Origin of the sequence: Kribbella sp. NPDC000426, from assembly GCF_040300265.1 — a bacterium.
Taxonomy (GTDB): Bacteria; Actinomycetota; Actinomycetes; order Propionibacteriales; family Kribbellaceae; genus Kribbella.
In genome coordinates this window covers 435,882-451,652 of the sequence record NZ_JBEPDK010000006.1, presented here as the reverse complement: position 1 = coordinate 451,652, position 15,771 = coordinate 435,882, and the positions used below count along the sequence as shown (strand labels likewise).

Annotated in this window: 13 protein-coding genes; 7 read left to right on the top strand and 6 right to left on the bottom strand. The window is 68.2% G+C overall.

The features are described from left to right. Positions 1–62: 62 nt before the first annotated feature. The 4 genes from ABT313_RS30810 to ABT313_RS30795 all read left to right on the top strand — a co-directional run bounded on the left by ABT313_RS30810 (position 63) and on the right by ABT313_RS30795 (position 6,188). Positions 63–1,103 (top strand): ABC transporter permease, encoded by a 1,041-nt coding sequence (locus ABT313_RS30810; protein WP_350861045.1) that lies wholly within the window; start codon positions 63–65, stop codon positions 1,101–1,103. Further along, complete coding sequence (locus tag ABT313_RS30805; protein ID WP_350861043.1) at positions 1,100–1,996, top strand: carbohydrate ABC transporter permease; 897 nt, start codon at positions 1,100–1,102, stop codon at positions 1,994–1,996. Before ABT313_RS30810 ends, ABT313_RS30805 begins: the two co-directional genes overlap by 4 nt. Beyond that, positions 1,993–3,603 (top strand): extracellular solute-binding protein, encoded by a 1,611-nt coding sequence (locus tag ABT313_RS30800; protein ID WP_350861041.1) that lies wholly within the window; start codon positions 1,993–1,995, stop codon positions 3,601–3,603. Before ABT313_RS30805 ends, ABT313_RS30800 begins: the two co-directional genes overlap by 4 nt. A gap of 83 nt (positions 3,604–3,686) precedes the next feature. Next, complete coding sequence (locus ABT313_RS30795) at positions 3,687–6,188, top strand: DEAD/DEAH box helicase (protein ID WP_350861039.1); 2,502 nt, start codon at positions 3,687–3,689, stop codon at positions 6,186–6,188. Here ABT313_RS30795 and fabV read toward each other — a convergent pair. Together fabV and murA are read right to left on the bottom strand one after the other, a co-directional pair. Continuing rightward, positions 6,175–7,344, bottom strand: coding sequence for an enoyl-[acyl-carrier-protein] reductase FabV (gene fabV / locus ABT313_RS30790; protein WP_350861037.1), 1,170 nt, complete (start codon positions 7,342–7,344; stop codon positions 6,175–6,177). The genes ABT313_RS30795 and fabV overlap by 14 nt on opposite strands. Positions 7,345–7,415: 71 nt before the next feature. Then, positions 7,416–8,702, bottom strand: coding sequence for a UDP-N-acetylglucosamine 1-carboxyvinyltransferase (murA, locus tag ABT313_RS30785; RefSeq protein ID WP_350861035.1), 1,287 nt, complete (start codon positions 8,700–8,702; stop codon positions 7,416–7,418). Between the two features lie 49 nt (positions 8,703–8,751). Here murA and ABT313_RS30780 point away from each other — a divergent pair, with 49 nt between their 5' ends. After that, entirely contained in the window at positions 8,752–9,333 is a 582-nt protein-coding gene (locus ABT313_RS30780; protein WP_350861033.1) for a cob(I)yrinic acid a,c-diamide adenosyltransferase, read from the top strand. Here the strand turns inward: ABT313_RS30780 and sppA are convergent. The 4 genes from sppA to ABT313_RS30760 all read right to left on the bottom strand — a co-directional run bounded on the left by sppA (position 9,330) and on the right by ABT313_RS30760 (position 13,225). After that, complete coding sequence (gene sppA / locus ABT313_RS30775) at positions 9,330–10,982, bottom strand: signal peptide peptidase SppA (protein WP_350861031.1); 1,653 nt, start codon at positions 10,980–10,982, stop codon at positions 9,330–9,332. The genes ABT313_RS30780 and sppA overlap by 4 nt on opposite strands. A 30-nt stretch (positions 10,983–11,012) precedes the next feature. Further along, positions 11,013–12,134 carry a CU044_5270 family protein gene (locus tag ABT313_RS30770; RefSeq protein WP_350861029.1) on the bottom strand — a complete coding sequence of 374 codons (1,122 nt, stop codon included), beginning with the start codon at positions 12,132–12,134 and terminating at the stop codon, positions 11,013–11,015. Further along, on the bottom strand, positions 12,131–12,763 hold the full coding sequence (locus ABT313_RS30765; RefSeq protein ID WP_350861027.1) for an RNA polymerase sigma factor: 633 nt from the start codon (positions 12,761–12,763) through the stop codon (positions 12,131–12,133). Before ABT313_RS30765 ends, ABT313_RS30770 begins: the two co-directional genes overlap by 4 nt. Before the next feature lie 129 nt (positions 12,764–12,892). Further along, positions 12,893–13,225: a hypothetical protein gene (locus ABT313_RS30760; RefSeq protein ID WP_350861025.1), complete on the bottom strand. Its 333-nt coding sequence runs from the start codon at positions 13,223–13,225 to the stop codon at positions 12,893–12,895. A 136-nt stretch (positions 13,226–13,361) separates the two neighbouring features. On the opposite strand from ABT313_RS30760, the gene ABT313_RS30755 reads away from it, so the two are divergent. Continuing rightward, positions 13,362–13,700 (top strand): STAS domain-containing protein, encoded by a 339-nt coding sequence (locus ABT313_RS30755; protein WP_350861023.1) that lies wholly within the window; start codon positions 13,362–13,364, stop codon positions 13,698–13,700. Positions 13,701–13,775: 75 nt separating this feature from the next. After that, positions 13,776–15,752: an ethylmalonyl-CoA mutase gene (locus ABT313_RS30750; RefSeq protein WP_350861021.1), complete on the top strand. Its 1,977-nt coding sequence runs from the start codon at positions 13,776–13,778 to the stop codon at positions 15,750–15,752. Positions 15,753–15,771 lie beyond the last annotated feature (19 nt).

The following is a 15,771-nucleotide window of genomic DNA, read 5'->3' as shown; positions in this document are numbered from 1 at the left end:
CAAAGGGGAACGGAAAACGCTCTCCGTTGCGGGAGCGACGACAACCACCCAGGGAGTCTCGCGTGGCTCGAACAGACGCAATCAACAGCCTCCAGACAGACCGGTCCACCCCGAGCGACAGCGTCGGGGCGACCGGTTCCGGACCACCGGGCGCGGCCGGCAGCGACGCCGGACTGCCCTCGTCCGCTAAACCCCTGTCCTGGTGGGCCCGAGCCCGCCGGGACAAGATCTTGTTGCTGATGGCCCTTCCCGGGCTGGTCCTGCTGCTGGTGTTCCATTACCTGCCGTTGCTCGGGAACCTGATCGCATTCCAGGAGTACCTGCCGTTCGTCCCGTTCGGGCGCAGCGCGTGGGTCGGGCTGGACAACTTCGCCGTGATCTTCAACGGCGACCAGGAGTTCCTCAACGCCCTGAAGAACACGCTGCTGATCACCCTGGTGCAGGTCATCTTCGTGTTCCCGGCGCCGATCGCGCTGGCGCTGCTGCTGAACAGCCTGCTGTCGGAGCGGATCAAGCGGGTCGTGCAGTCGGTGCTGTACCTGCCGCACTTCCTGTCCTGGGTGATCGTGATCGCGATCTTCCAGCAGATCCTTGGCGGCAGTGGCCTGATCAACAACTTCCTGCGGTCGCACGGGATTGGCACGATCGACTTCCTCGGCAACCCGGACGGCTTCATCGCGTTGCTGACCAGCCAGGTGATCTGGAAGGACACCGGGTGGGGAACGATCCTGTTCCTGGCCGCGCTGACCCAGATCGATCCAGGGCTGTACGAGGCGGCCCGGGTGGACGGGGCGTCGCGCTGGCGGCAGCTGTGGCACGTGACGGTGCCGGGCATCCGCGGACTGATCATCCTGCTGCTGATCCTGCGCCTCGGCGATTCGCTGACGGTGGGCTTCGAGCAGATCATCCTGCAGCAGAACCTGGTCGGCAGACCGGCTTCCGAAGTACTCGACACGTACGTCTACAACAACGGCGTACTGGCAGGCCAATGGGGTGTGTCCGCCGCGGTCGGCCTGGTGAAGGGTCTTGTTGCCGTCGTCCTGGTGATCGGCGCCAACAAGATCGCGCACATCTTCGGTGAGGCGGGGGTGTACCAGAAATGAGCACGATGCAGAAGGGAATCGATGACGGCCCGGCGATGTCCTCGCGGGTCCTCAAGACCATCGTGCTGGTGGTCTGCTGTGCGGTGGTCGTCGTCCCGTTCCTCGGGGTGATCTCGACCAGCATCGCCAGCCAGCAACACGTGACGAACTCCGGTGGGTTCGTGCTGTGGCCGGACGCGTTGCACCTGGACGCGTACAAGGCGATCTTCAACGGCGGCGTGGTACAGCGGGCGCTGCTGGTCAGCGTCGTGATCGCCGTCGGCGGCACGCTGATCAGTCTCGCCGGCTCGACGATGCTGGCCTACTCGCTCAGCCGGCCCGGCTCGTTCGGGCAGCGGCCGATCCTGATGATCGTGTTGTTCAGCATCCTGTTCAGCCCGGGCCTGATCCCGAACTACCTGGTGGTGAAGCAGTTCGGGCTGCTCGACTCGTTGTTCGCGCTGATCCTGCCGACGGCGATCAGCGGTTTCAACGTGATCGTGCTCCGGTCGTTCTTCATGGGTATCCCGGAGTCCGTGCTGGACTCGGCCCGGATCGACGGCGCCGGCGACTTCCGGATCTTCTGGTCGATCGTGCTGCCGCTGTCCCGGGCGGTGCTCGCGGTGGTCGGGTTGTTCTACGCGGTCGGGTACTGGAACGCGTTCTTCAACGCGATGCTCTACATCAGCGACACCGCGAAGTGGCCGTTGCAGCTGGTACTGCGGACGTACGTGATCAACAACACCGAGCTCAGCAGCGGTGATCTCGGCGGCGCGGCGGCCGATCAGCTGCCGCCGCAGGAGTCGATCCAAATGGCGATCCTGGTGGTATCGCTCGTCCCGATCCTGATCGTGTACCCGTTCCTGCAGCGGCACTTCGCCAAGGGCATGCTGACCGGGGCGGTGAAGGGATGAACGTCAGCCGCAGAACCCTCCTCGGCGGATCGCTGGCCGCGGCCGCCGTCAGCCTGACCGGGTGTTCCACGGTGACCCGCTCGGACGACATCGCGGCGCTGAACAAGCCGGTCGCGCTGCCGACGTACAAGCGGTTCGACGGGCCGAAGCCGGACCTGCCGCGGAGCCATCCGTTGATGCCGGACTGCTTCTACCGGTTCCCGGCCGATCCGCAGAAGGTGACCAGCGGGGTGCCGGGCGACGGCAGCGAGGTGGTGGGAACGACCCTGACGTCGAACCCGATTCCGCCGACCGCCGATCGGAACAAGTACTGGCAGGAACTGAACCGCAGGCTCGGGTCGCCGCTCGACCTGACCATCACGGCGGCGACCGATTACGTCAACAAGTTCGCCACGTCGGTGGCCGGTGACACCTTGGGCGACGTCTTCAACGTGGACGGGTCGTTCGCGTACCTGCCGCAATTCCTCGAGGCGCGGGCGCAGGACCTGACCGAGTACCTGTCCGGCGACGCCATCCTCGAATACCCGTTCCTGGCCAACGCTCCCCAGGCGTCCTGGCGGGGCTGCGTGTTCTCCGGCGGGATCCGGGCCGTGCCGATCCAGCGCGGCGTGATGTCGTCGAACACGTTGCTGGCCCGCCAGGACCTGCTCGAGAAGCTCGGCGTCGAGCTCGGGTCGCCGACCGTCGCCGAACTGCAGAAGGTGGCGAAGGCGGTCACCGACGGGAAGAAGAACCGGTGGGGCTTCGCCGTACCGCCGACCGCGGCGGTGAGCGCGATGCTCGGGCTGCCCAACGGCTGGGAGGTCCGCGACGGCAAGCTGGTGCACAGCCGGGAACTGCCGGAACACAAGGAGATGCTGGCAATCACCCGGCAGATGGTGAAGGACGGCGTGATCCACCCGGACGGCGTCGCGAAGAACAACCAGAAGGTCTGGTTCACCCAGGGATCGGCGGTGATGACCCAGGACACGTACTCGTCGATCCAGAGCTTCTACCGGCGGGCCACGGACGAGGACTTCAACATCTCGATCCCGGTCCCGCGTGCCGACGACGGCAAGGTCGGGCGGGTGCTGCTCGGTTCACCGAACAACTCGATCGCGGCGATCAGGCCGGGGCCGCCGGCGCGGACGAAGATGCTGCTCCGGATGCTGAACTGGATGGCCGCGCCGTTCGGGACCGAGGAGTACCTGTTCCGCAAGTTCGGCCTGCTCGGGCGGCATTACACGCTGAACGGGACCGATCCGGTGCTGACCAAGGACGGCGGCAGCGAGGTGTGCCTCGGGGAGTTCCCGATCCAGTACCTGTCCGACGGGCCGTACCCGGCGTACTTCCCGGGTCACGCCGACGCGGTCGACACGGCGTACAACCATCTCAAGGCGGTCCTGCCGACGGCGATCCTGGCGCCGACGTACGGGCTGTACTCGCCGACCCAGTCGACCAAGGGCAAGATCCTCGACACCCGGATGGACTCGATCACCAAGGACATCCAGCTGGGCCGCGCCGACCTCGACTCCTGGGACGAGGCCGTCGCGGACTACCGGAAGTCCGGCGCCGACGCCATCCGGCACGAGTACGAACAGGCCCTCGCCATCCAGGGCCGCAAGTAATCCGCGCATGATCGCTGCTGCCGTCGCACCTTCCCGGAGGTGCGACGGCAGCGGTTCGGAGGGGTCAGGGACAATGGGTGACGATGACGCTGACTGAGCAACTGCCGGGGACGACCGAGCCTGACGACCTGTACGACGTGTTCGCGCGTTGGGTGGGGGAGCAGGGGATCTCGTTGTACCCGGCTCAGGAAGAGGCGTTGATCGAGGTGATGACCGGGTCGAACGTGATCCTGTCGACGCCGACCGGCTCCGGGAAGAGCCTGGTGGCCACCGGCGCGCACTTCGCGGCGCTCGCGCACGGGCAGCGGACGTTCTACACGGCGCCGATCAAGGCGCTGGTGTCGGAGAAGTTCTTCGCGCTGTGCGACGTGTTCGGCGCGGACAAGGTCGGCATGCTGACCGGCGACGCATCCGTCAACGCCGGCGCCCCGATCATCTGCTGTACGGCGGAAGTCCTGGCCAACATCGCCCTGCGCGAAGGATCGGACGCGGACGTCGGCCAGGTGGTGATGGACGAGTTCCACTTCTACTCCGAGCCGGATCGCGGCTGGGCCTGGCAGGTCCCGCTGCTCGAGCTGCCGAAGGCGCAGTTCATCCTGATGTCCGCGACCCTCGGCGACGTCGAGCGGTTCAAGATCGACCTGTCGCGCCGGACCGGCCGCCCGACCGCGATCGTCGCGTCCGGCGAACGCCCGGTGCCGCTGATTTACAAGTACGTGACGACCGCGCTGCACGAGACGCTCGAAGAGCTGCTCACCACGCATCAGGCACCGGTGTACGTCGTCCACTTCACCCAGGCGGCCGCGCTCGAACGCGCGCAGGCGCTGATGAGCATCAACGTCTCCTCGAAGGAGGAGAAGGAGAAGATCAATGAGCTGATCGGCAACTTCCGGTTCAGCAAGGGGTTCGGCCGGACGCTGCAGCGGCTCGTGAAGCACGGCATCGGCGTTCACCACGCCGGCATGCTGCCGAAGTACCGCCGGCTGGTCGAGCAGCTGGCGCAGGCCGGGCTGCTCAAGGTGATCTGCGGTACGGACACGCTCGGCGTCGGCATCAACGTCCCGATCCGGACCGTCGTACTCACCGCCTTGAGCAAGTACGACGGACGCCGGCAACGGATCCTGAAGGCGCGCGAATTCCACCAGATCGCGGGGCGGGCCGGCCGGGCCGGGTACGACACGTCCGGCACGGTCGTCGTCCAGGCGCCGGATCACGTGGTCGAGAACGTGAAGGCGCTGGCGAAGGCCGGCGACGACCCGAAGAAGCAGCGCAAGGTGCAGCGGAAGAAGCCGCCGGAGGGGTTCGTCACCTGGGGCGAGGACACGTTCGACCGGCTCGTCGCGGCCGAGCCCGAGGCGCTGCAGTCGCGGATGCGGGTCAGCCACGCGATGCTGCTGAACGTCATCGCCCGTGACGGTGACGCGTTCGCGAGCATGCGGCACCTGCTCCGCGACAACCACGAGGATGCGCGCGTCCAGGTCCGGTTGATCCGGCGGGCGATCCAGATCTACCGGACGCTGCTCACCGCGGGCGTCGTCGAGCGGCTGGACGAGCCCGACGAGAACGGCCGGTCGTTGCGGCTGACCGTGGATCTGCAGAAGGACTTCAGCCTCAACCAGCCGCTGTCGACGTTCGCGCTGGCGGCGCTGGACCTGCTCGACCCGGAGGACCCGTCGTACGCGCTCGACGTGGTGTCGGTGGTCGAGGCGACGCTCGAGGATCCGCGAGCGGTGCTGTGGGCCCAGGAGCACTATGCCCGCGGCGAGGCGGTGAACGCGATGAAGGCCGAGGGCATCGAGTACGAGGAGCGGATGGAGCTGCTCGAGGACGTGACCTGGCCGAAGCCGCTCAACGAGTTGCTCGAGGCAACGTTCGAGATGTACCGGCAGACGCATCCGTGGATCGCGGACACCGGGCTGTCGCCGAAGGCCGTCGTCCGCGACATGTTCGAGCGAGCGATGACGTTCGGGGAGTTCATCGGGTTCTACGGGCTGGCGCGCTCCGAGGGTGTCGTACTGCGGTATCTGAGCGACGCGTACAAGGCGCTCAAGCAGACCGTGCCGCCCGACAAGGTGAACGAGGACCTGACCGACCTGATCGAGTGGCTCGGCGAGGTCGTCCGGCAGACCGACTCCAGCCTGCTCGACGAGTGGGAGGAGCTGACCAACCCCGCCGACGAGCCGGAGGCCGAGGTCGCGCCGACCGGTCCGCGCCGGATCACCTTGAACACAAGGGCTTTCCGGGTCCTGGTCCGCAACGCGATGTTCCGCCGCGTCGAACTGCTCGCCCTGCACCGCTGGGCCGAGCTGGGCCAGTTGGACGCCGACGCCGGCTGGGATGCCGCCCGCTGGGCCGAGGCCGGCACGGCGTACTACGCCGAACACGACGTGGTCAACACCGGCCCTGCCGCCCGCGGCCCCGCGCTGTTCCTGGTCGAGGAACACCCCGGCTACTGGGAGGTCCAGCAGATCATCGACGACCCCGAAGGCCACCACGACTGGCGCATCAGCGCCTCCGTCGACCTCACCGCCTCCGACGAAGCCGGCGACCTGGTCCTGGAACTCGCCTCGTTCAAGCCTTTGTAGGCCACTCCACGTCGACCTCGGTTTCGGCTTCGTAGTTCACGCCCGGTACGTCGAAGCCGTAGAGGCGACGGACTTCGGCGTGGAACCACTCGGTGTCGGCGACCTCGCGGATGTTGGTTGCGGTGGCCGACTCCCACTGGGTGCGGATCGCGGACTGGACGTCGTCGGCGAGCTCCCAGCGGTCGAGGCGGATGCGGCCCTCGTCGTCGAGGTCGAGCGGGGCCTCGCCGATGAGCTGGTCCCAGAGCGAGATCGACTGCTGGACAGGAGTCTGCAGGCCGTGGACCTTGTGCAGGATGCTGACGTAGAGGCCGATGCCGGGGATCGCGGACGATGCCTGCGTGACGGCGGCGCCGTTCACCGAGGTCATGGCGGTGACGCCGTCCTTCGCGAGGTTCAGCGCGGTCTGCTCGAGGTCGGCCTTCGCCGCGCCGATCGAGCCCTGGCGGTAGATCGGCCCGGTCAGCTCGGAGCCGATGTAGGTCAGCGCAACGGTGTTGAACCCGAGCTTCAGCAGGTCACGCTCCTGGAGCGCGGTGATCCACCGGGCCCAGTCCTCGCCGCCCATCACCTTCACGGTCTGCGCCAGTTCGTCGTCGGTCGCGACGTCGATCCCGACCTCCTGCAACACCGGCTCGCCGTCCTCGTACGCGAGGCTCTTGGTCGAATACGGCGTACCGATCGTCTTGAGCGCGGACTGGTAGGTCTCGCCGTTGCGCGGGTCGACCCGCCGCGGCGCGGCCACGCTGTAGATCAGGTGGTCGATGCCGCCGAGCTCCGCGACCTTGTCGAGCACGTCGTTCTTCGTGTCGTCCGAGAACGCATCCGCATTCACGAAGCTCCACGACCGCCCGAGCTCCTCGGCCAGCGCGGCCGTCTCCGCCGTGCGGTACCACCCCGCGGTCGCCGTACGCCGGGCCGTGGGCGCCTTCTCGAACGACACCCCGATCCCGTCCACGCCGTACCGCGCGAGACCGGCGATCGTCGTCGCCAGCCCGTAGCCGGAGCTCGACCCGATCACCAGCGCCGTCCGCCGGTCCGGCGTTCGGGACTCGACCTCCGCGGCCAGATCCCGGACGATCCGGGCGCATCCGGCCGGATGCGAGTCCAGGAACAGAAAACCGCGGCCGACGGGCTTGATCACTCGCTCACTCATGCCGATGACCCTAACCCGCCGGATCGGCCCACCAGCCGAAAGTTCTGGAAGAGTGCCGGAAGAAGTCCGGTTCAGTTCCAGTACATTTCCGCGTCGTCGGGCTCGACGATCACGTCGGCGCCGAGGCGGCGGAGGTTGCCGGCGAAGTCGGTGTAGCCGCGGTGCACGTGGTGGGCGGCCGAGACCAGGGTCTCGCCCTCGGCGGCGAGACCGGCCAGGACGAGCGCGGCGCCGGCGCGGATGTCGGAGGCGACCACCGGCGCACCGGACAGCCGCGGTACGCCGCGAACGACCGCGTGATGCCCGTCCGTCTGGATCTGCGCACCCAGCCGGGTCAGCTCCTGCGCGAACGTGAACCGGCCCTCGAACAGGTTCTCGGTCACCATCGCCGCGCCGTCGCTGAGCGCGTTCAGCGCGATCACGAACGCCTGCAGATCCGTGGCGAACCCGGGGTACGGCAGCGTCACCACGTCCACCGGCTTCGGCCGGTCGTGCATCCGGACCCGGAAGCCCGGGTTCAGCACGGTGATCTCGGCACCGGCCTTGTGCAGCTTGTCGAGCGGCAGTTCCAGGTGCTCTGCGTGGCCGTTCGCGATCGTGATGTCACCCTTGGTGATGGCGGCCGCGAACGCCCAGCTCCCGGACACGATCCGATCCGGCACGACGACGTGGTCGACCGGGTTGAGCAGCCCGTCCACGCCGGTGATCTCGATCCGCGGCGAGCCGGCGCCGTCGATCTGGGCGCCCATCTCGACCAGCATCTGGGCGATGTCCTGGATCTCGGGCTCGCGGGCGGCGTTCTCGATGATCGTCGTGCCCTTCGCGAGCACCGCCGCCATCATGATCGTCTCGGTCGCGCCGACGCTCGGGAAGTCCAGCCACACCTCGGCGCCGTGCAGCCCCTGCGGCGCCTCGGCGATCACGAAACCGTGCTCGATATGGACTTTCGCGCCCATCGACTCCAGGCCGGCGACGTGCATGTTCAGCCCGCGGGAGCCGATGTTGTCGCCGCCCGGCAGCGCGACCTCCGCCTGACCGCAGCGGGCCAGCAGCGGGCCGAGCACCGAGATCGACGCGCGCAGCTTGCGCACCAGGTCGTAGTCGCACTGGTGCTTGACCGTGGCCGGCACCGCGATCGTCGCGAGCTGCCCGTCCGGATCGACCTTCACCGAGCACCCGAGCGTGTCCAGCAGTTGGGCCATGAACGTGACGTCCAGGATCCCCGGCACCTGCCGCAGCGTCGTCGTACCCTCCGCCAGCAGCGCAGCCGCCATCAGCTTGAGCACACTGTTCTTCGCCCCGGCCACCTCGACAGTGCCGTCGAGCCGTGCCTCACCCGCGATCCGAAACCGTTCCACCGGTCGACTGTAGCGTTTGACCGGATCCGCCTTTGCGTAGAGTCCTGGCATGGCAGTGAACTTGACGCGGATCTACACGCGCACCGGTGACGCCGGCGAGACCCGCCTGGGCGACAATTCCACCACCTCGAAGACGGATCCGCGCCTGGCGGCGTACGGCGAGGTCGACGAGGCGAACTCCGCCATCGGTGTGGCCATCGCGGCCGGTCACCTGAACAGCGCGATCGTGGTCCTGCTGACCCGGATCCAGAACGACCTCTTCGACGTCGGCGCGGACCTGTGCAATCCGATCGCGCCGGATCCGGAGTACCCGCCGCTGCGCATCACGCAGGACTACATCGACCGCCTGGAAGGCTGGTGCGACGACTACAACGGTCGTTTGACCAAGCTCCGCTCGTTCATCCTGCCCGGCGGGACCGAGGGCGCGGCCTACCTGAACGTCGCGCGCACCGTCGTACGCCGGGCCGAGCGGGCCGGCTGGGCTGCCGTCGAGGCGCACGGCCCGTCGGTCAGCCTGCTGGCGATCACATACCTGAACCGCCTGTCCGACCTGCTGTTCATCCTCGGCCGCGTCGCCAACCTGTCCTCCGGCGGCGACGTCCTCTGGGTCCCGGGCGGCGAACGCGACTAGCTGATCTCCCAGCTGAACGGCATCCGGAGTACTCCGGCCGGCGGGAGACCCAGTGCGCTGTAGAGACCGGTGGCCAGGCCGTCGAGCGTCAACGGCGCCGCACTGACGGCCAGATCATCGGTTGTGGTCGGCGCACGCAGCTGGCTGAGCAGATTGCGGTGCGGTACTGCGGTCACGCCGATCTCGTCGCGGTCCAGACCAGCGCGGTTGCAGGCCAGCGTCAGCGCGTGCTGGAAGCCGCCCAGCTCGTCCACGAGCTTGTGGCCGTGCGCATCGGCTCCCGTCCACACCCGTCCGCGTGCAAGTGCCTCCAGCCGCTCCTCGGGCAGTCCGCGGTCCTGAGCGGCCTTGGCGACGAAGTCTTTGTAGATGCGGTCGAGTGTCTCCTCCAGCCGTGCCCACTGCTCGTCGGTGAACTCCTCCTGTGCCGAGTACATCTGCGCGTTGGCGCCCTCGGACACAGCGTCCCGGGAGATCCCGATCCGGCCAAGTGCATCGCGTACGACGCCCTTCCCGGTCAGTACGCCGATCGACCCGGTGATCGTGCCGGGCTGCGCCACGATCACGTCGGCCGGCATGGCCACGAAGTACCCGCCTGATGCGGCCACACTGCCCATCGACGCGATCACAGGTCGTCCGGTCGAGCGGAGCCGCAGTACCTCGTTGCGAATCGCGTCGGATGCGACGTACGAGCCGCCGGGGCTGTCCACTCGCAGTACAACGGCCTTCACATGCTCGTTGGCCGCTACGGCACGCAGTGCGGCGCCGACGGTGTCCGAGCCGGACCCCGGGCCGCCCATGGGACTGTTGGAGTTGCGGCCGACCGAGATGCCGCCGGTCACACGGACGACTGCTACGAGTGGCTTCTGCGGGAAGGGGAGTGTCTTGCGCAGGTCCTCGAGACTGCGTGGACCACGCCGGATGTACCGCTCGGCCAGCAGCCGGTCGTCGTACTGGAGCTGCTTCTCGAGCTCGTCGTACACGTCGGACCGGTAGCCGAGTCGATCGACCAGTCCGGCCTCCAGACCGTCCTGTGCGGGCAGTGGCGCGGTGTCGACGAGCTCCCGGACCCGGGTGGTGTCCAGACGCCGCCGTACGGCGATGCCCTCGACGATCTGCTCGTACGCCGACTCCGCGAGCCGGGACGCCATCTCGCGGCCCGGCTCGGTCATCTCCTTCTCGGTGAACGTGTCCGCCGCCGTCTTGTACTCACGCCGCTTGCCGAACTGCGGGATCACGCCCGCCTTGTCCAGCGCACCGCGGATGAACACGGCCTGCACCGTCACACCGGTGATCGCCAGGTCACCCGACGGCTGCAGCCAGATCTCGTCGAACGCCGTCGCCAGGTAGTAGGGCACCGTTCCCTGACCGGACTCCCCGAACGACTCGGTCCAGGCGACCGCGGGCTTCCCCGACGTACGGAAGTCGGTCACTGCCTCGCGCAGCTCCTGGACCTGCGCCAGCGACAGTCGATGACCGCCCAGATGGGCGACCACGCCGACGACAGAGTCGTCCCGCGCGCCCTTCCGCAGGGCAGACACCAGCTCACGCAGCGTCGGCAGATGACGGGCCCGAAAGGCCGCCACCGGAGAGGCAGGCGGCGTCTCGAGAACACCACGGGTCAGATCCAGTTCAAGGAGAGTCCCCATACACCGACCTTAGGCCCTGGAACCAACCGGTCAACGGACGGCAGCAGAGGGAGGAGCCGGCCTGTCGTCGGTCCAGCCGGACTCCAGGACGACGGTCGAGCCGGGCTTCGGCCCGCCCAGTGTGGAGCTCAGCAGCCGACCGGTGGCCGGGTCGATGATGTACGTCGCTCCGCTCCAGAACAGGCTGGTCCGGTTGCTGCTGGGCTTGCTCAGAGCGGCGGTGATGCTGACCTCGGTGCCCACGCGGCCCAGTGGATCCTTGACGCCGGTGCGGACGCGTGTGCCATCCAGTCCGGCAAGCACCCGCAGTGCTGCGCCACGGAGCTTCGGCGGAGCTGGCATCTCGAACAGGAGCCTGCCGGCCGCAGCGAAAACGGCGTACTCGCGGTCGGCTCCCGACACCTGCCGGCCGGCGGTGTTGGCGAGGTACTGGTAGAGCTGAACCGGCTTGGTAGGCAGGGACGCGATCTGCTCGGCGCTGAGCGGTTTGTCACCGGTCAGGTAGTACCCGGGCGGGACGTCGCGGAACGACATCTCATTCACCACAGGTTCGCCGTCCGACATGCTGATCGGAGTGCGCTCGTACGGCAGCTGCCACGACGTCGGCGACCCCTGCGCACGCCACTTCGCGGTATCGGCCGGGCTGACGAGCCGATAGCCGAGGTTCACCCAGCCGAACCAGGACTCCACCCCCGGCTTCATCGGCATCCAGCTCTCGGTGATCGACCGCCGCTCCAGCGTGTACTTCGGGTTGCCGACCCGGGTGGTCGGGTTCAGCTGGAGACTGCGCACCCGGAAGTACTTCCCGGACACCTTCTCGTCCTTCTCCTGGTGCACCGCTGCTGCGATCAGCACCTCTGCCGCTGCGGTCAGCCGGGGCGCTGTAGTAGTCGTCGGCCCACTCGGCAGGGACCCGCCACCTTTGCTGCGCCCCACGACCAGTGCGCCGCCCAGCCCTGCTACTGCCACCAGAGCAGTTGCAGCTGTAACAGCGGTCCCGAGCCACCCCGCCCGCACAAAGCTTGTGAAGGATCTGGCCGGCTTGGCCTGGTGGATCAGCTCCTCCACCTGGCGCCGGGCGGCCTCTGTCGTCTCCGGCGTCGGACCGTCCGTCTCCGGGAACGCCTTCCGCAGTACGTCGAACTCGTTCATGCCGGATCCTCCGCGGGGTTCGTCACGGCTGCTCGGACGACCCGACGCGCCCGCGAGAGCCGCGAGCACACCGTCCCGTACGCGATCCCCAGCGCCGCCGCCACCTCGTCGTACGTCAGCTGTCCGAGTGCCACGAGCAGCAGCACCTCCCGGTCCTTCGCGTTCAGCCTCGCCAGCGCGGCCGCCAGCGCAGGTGAGGCTCCCTCCGCAGTGACCTGTGCGGCCACCCGGTCCTCATGTGTCGCCGCCGGGACCGGGAGCGGAAGCTTTGCCGTTGCACGCCACGCCCGCACCTCGTCGCGACGGTGCCGGCGGATCAGATTGGTCGCGATGCCGTACAGCCACGCCCGGACCACGCCGTTGCGCCGGTCGAACCGCGCCCGCTGCCGGAACGCGATCAGGAACGTCTCAGCGGCCAGGTCGTCGGCGACATCGCTCCCGAGACGGCGGGCGACGTAGGAGTGCACCTGGCCGAAGTACCGGTCGAAGATCGCTGCGAACCGGTCCGGCTCCTGGACCGACGCCTCGAGCTCCCACCCGTCGTCGTCCGCGGGCACGGCGTCCCGGCGTACAGCGCGCTGCCCATGGCCGGGCAGCGCGACGGCCGCGAGGGCCACCTCGGGCGTCATGGTCCTCCTCGTGGGCTCACTCTGTTCTTGTCCGATGTCCCCAGGCCCCTTCTCGCGACCCCCGTGCGCACTAGAGGACGCACGAGAGCGCTCTCCGGATGACAACCGGAGGGGATCGGCGGAGCCGGATCAGGAGTGGTCGAGCAGTCCGCGCGCGGCAGCCTCGTCCCGCGGCCAGACGTAGATGGTCCAGCCGTCCTTGGTGTGCGCCGCGGTCGCCTTGATGCCGAAGTCCTTGAGCCGCGACACCAGCACGCGGGCCTCGTTGTAGTTCGCCACCGTCCGGATGTCGGTGAGCAGGCCGAACGCGTCCCGCTCGGCCGGGCGGTGGTCGACGCGCCGCACCAGCGAGCCGCCCTTGGCCTTGGAGAAGGCCCAGCGGCACAGCAGCACCATCACGCCGGCCAGGGCGATGGCCACCACCGGGAACAGGAAGTAATCCTCGGCGAACACAGACACCATTGTCTCGCGAAACAAAAGATCGTGAGGCCTTGGCAACCTTCCGTGTCTCCGGGGAGTCTTTACCATCAAGACCCGGCACGACGCTGCCACGCGGCCGATCACTCGGGGGCCGCCGGAAGAGCGGGAGGGCACGGACATGCTCGCACCGACCCAGATCACGCCTGACAACCTCAAGCCTGACAACGTGGTTCACCTGACCGGCATCCTGGACGTGCGCTCGGTGGGCGACGTCCGGCAGACGCTCAATCATCTGATCGACACCTGCGACGGCGATGTGATCGTCGACCTGGAGGAGGTCGATGCGGTCGACGCCACCGGCCTCGGCCTCCTGGTCGCGACCCACCGCCGCACCCAGTCCCTCGGCCGCCAGCTCGTGCTCTGGCACCCGCTGCCGTCGGTCGTCCGAATCCTCGCCGTCACCCGGCTGCACCGCGTCCTCAAGGTCGAGCGAACACCCCTGCCGCTCAGTGCTTGAGTGTGATCCACGCCCCTGGTGACACCAGTCACGAGAGGCAGACTCACAAGGGCACACAGTCCTACTCTCGGGTACATGGCGACCTCGGATCGACCCTGGGTGATGCGCACGTACGCGGGCCACTCGTCCGCGGCCGAGTCCAACGCGTTGTTCCGCCGGAACCTCGCGAAGGGCCAGACCGGGCTGTCGGTCGCGTTCGACCTGCCCACGCAGACCGGGTACGACGCGGACCATCCGCTGGCGAAGGGCGAGGTCGGGAAGGTCGGCGTACCGGTCGCGCATCTCGGCGACGTGCGGGCGTTGTTCGACCAGATCCCGCTCGCGCAGATGAACACGTCGATGACGATCAACGCGACCGCGATGTGGCTGCTCGCGCTGTACCAGGTCGCGGCCCAGGAGCAGGGCGCGCTGCCGTCCGAGCTGACCGGTACGACGCAGAACGACATCGTGAAGGAGTACCTGTCGCGTGGCACGTACGCGTTCCCGCCGGACGCGTCGCTGCGGCTGACGACCGACGTGATCGCGTACACGGTCGCGCAGATGCCGAAGTGGAACCCGATCAACATCTGCAGCTACCACCTGCAGGAGGCGGGTGCGACGCCGGTGCAGGAGCTGGCGTTCGCGCTGTCGACAGCGATCGCCGTACTCGATCGGGTCCGTGACGGCGGGCAGGTGCCGCCGGAGCGGTTCGGGGACGTCGTCCAGCGGATCTCGTTCTTCGTGAACGCCGGCGTGCGGTTCATCGAGGAGACCTGCAAGATGCGCGCGTTCGTGCAGCTGTGGGACGAGCTGACGCTCCAGCGGTACGGCGTCACGGACCCGAAGGCGCGGCGCTTGCGGTACGGCGTACAGGTGAACTCGCTCGGGCTGACCGAAGCGCAGCCGGAGAACAACGTGCAGCGGATCGTGCTCGAGATGCTCGGCGTCACGCTGTCGAAGAACGCGCGGGCGCGGGCCGTCCAGCTGCCGGCGTGGAACGAGGCGCTCGGGCTGCCGCGGCCGTGGGACCAGCAGTGGTCGCTGCGGATGCAGCAGGTGCTGGCCTATGAGAGCGACTTGCTCGAGTACGACGACATCTTCGACGGATCGCATGTGATCGAGGCGAAGGTGGCATCGCTGGTCGAGGGCGCGCGCGAGGAGATCGACCGGGTGCAGGCGATGGGCGGTGCGGTCGCGGCCGTCGAGAGCGGCTACCTGAAGCAGGCCCTCGTCGCCTCGCATGCCGAACGTCGCCAGCGGATCGAGTCCGGCGAGCAGGTCGTGGTCGGGGTGAACCGCTTCGAGAACACCGAGCCATCTCCGCTGACCGCCGACCTCGACACCGCGATCCAGACCGTCGACCCGGCGGCCGAGTCCGCCGCGCTGAAGTCACTGGAGGACTGGCGCGCCTCCCGCGACGCGTCCGCTGTCGAGGCTGCGTTGGGCAAACTGCGCACGGTCGCGAAGACCACCGACAACCTGATGCCTGTCACCCTCGAGTGCGCCCGCGCCGGTGTGACGACGGGGGAGTGGGCCGGCGTTCTCCGCGAGATGTACGGCGAGTACCGCGCGCCGACCGGTGTCTCCGGCTCGGTCGGTGTCTCCGCGGGAGGTGCCGAGATCGCCGCCGTACGCGCGAAGGTCGCCGCCACCTCGGAGGAACTCGGCGGCCGTCTCCGCCTACTCGTCGGCAAGCCTGGCCTCGACGGCCACTCGAACGGCGCCGAACAGGTCGCCGTCCGAGCTCGGGACGTCGGCTTCGAAGTCATCTACCAAGGCATCCGCCTGACCCCCGAGCAGATCGTCGCCGCCGCGGTCGCCGAGGACGTCCACTGCGTGGGCCTGTCCATCCTCTCCGGCTCCCACATGGAGCTGGTCCCACAGGTCGTCGCCGGCCTCCGCGAGGCAGGTCTGGAGGACGTTCCCGTAGTAGTCGGCGGCATCGTCCCCGACACCGACGCCAAGTCCCTCCGCACCGCCGGCGTAGCCGCCATCTACACCCCGAAGGACTACGACCTCACCGGCATGATGGCCGACGTAGTCCAGGTAATCCGCCACGCCAACAAGCTGTAGGTCGCGCGTGGTAGAAGAA

Excerpts from the sequence above, each read along its gene's own strand:
- ABT313_RS30780 (WP_350861033.1), top strand. The coding sequence starts at position 8,752 with ATGGCAGTGAACTTGACGCGGATCTACACGCGCACCGGTGACGCCGGC.
- ABT313_RS30800 (WP_350861041.1), top strand. The coding sequence starts at position 1,993 with ATGAACGTCAGCCGCAGAACCCTCCTCGGCGGATCGCTGGCCGCGGCC.
- sppA (WP_350861031.1), bottom strand. The coding sequence starts at position 10,982 with ATGGGGACTCTCCTTGAACTGGATCTGACCCGTGGTGTTCTCGAGACG.
- ABT313_RS30765 (WP_350861027.1), bottom strand. The coding sequence starts at position 12,763 with ATGACGCCCGAGGTGGCCCTCGCGGCCGTCGCGCTGCCCGGCCATGGG.
- fabV (WP_350861037.1), bottom strand. The coding sequence starts at position 7,344 with ATGAGTGAGCGAGTGATCAAGCCCGTCGGCCGCGGTTTTCTGTTCCTG.
- ABT313_RS30795 (WP_350861039.1), top strand. The coding sequence starts at position 3,687 with ATGACGCTGACTGAGCAACTGCCGGGGACGACCGAGCCTGACGACCTG.
- ABT313_RS30755 (WP_350861023.1), top strand. The coding sequence starts at position 13,362 with ATGCTCGCACCGACCCAGATCACGCCTGACAACCTCAAGCCTGACAAC.
- ABT313_RS30750 (WP_350861021.1), top strand. The coding sequence starts at position 13,776 with ATGGCGACCTCGGATCGACCCTGGGTGATGCGCACGTACGCGGGCCAC.
- ABT313_RS30760 (WP_350861025.1), bottom strand. The coding sequence starts at position 13,225 with ATGGTGTCTGTGTTCGCCGAGGATTACTTCCTGTTCCCGGTGGTGGCC.
- ABT313_RS30805 (WP_350861043.1), top strand. The coding sequence starts at position 1,100 with ATGAGCACGATGCAGAAGGGAATCGATGACGGCCCGGCGATGTCCTCG.
- ABT313_RS30770 (WP_350861029.1), bottom strand. The coding sequence starts at position 12,134 with ATGAACGAGTTCGACGTACTGCGGAAGGCGTTCCCGGAGACGGACGGT.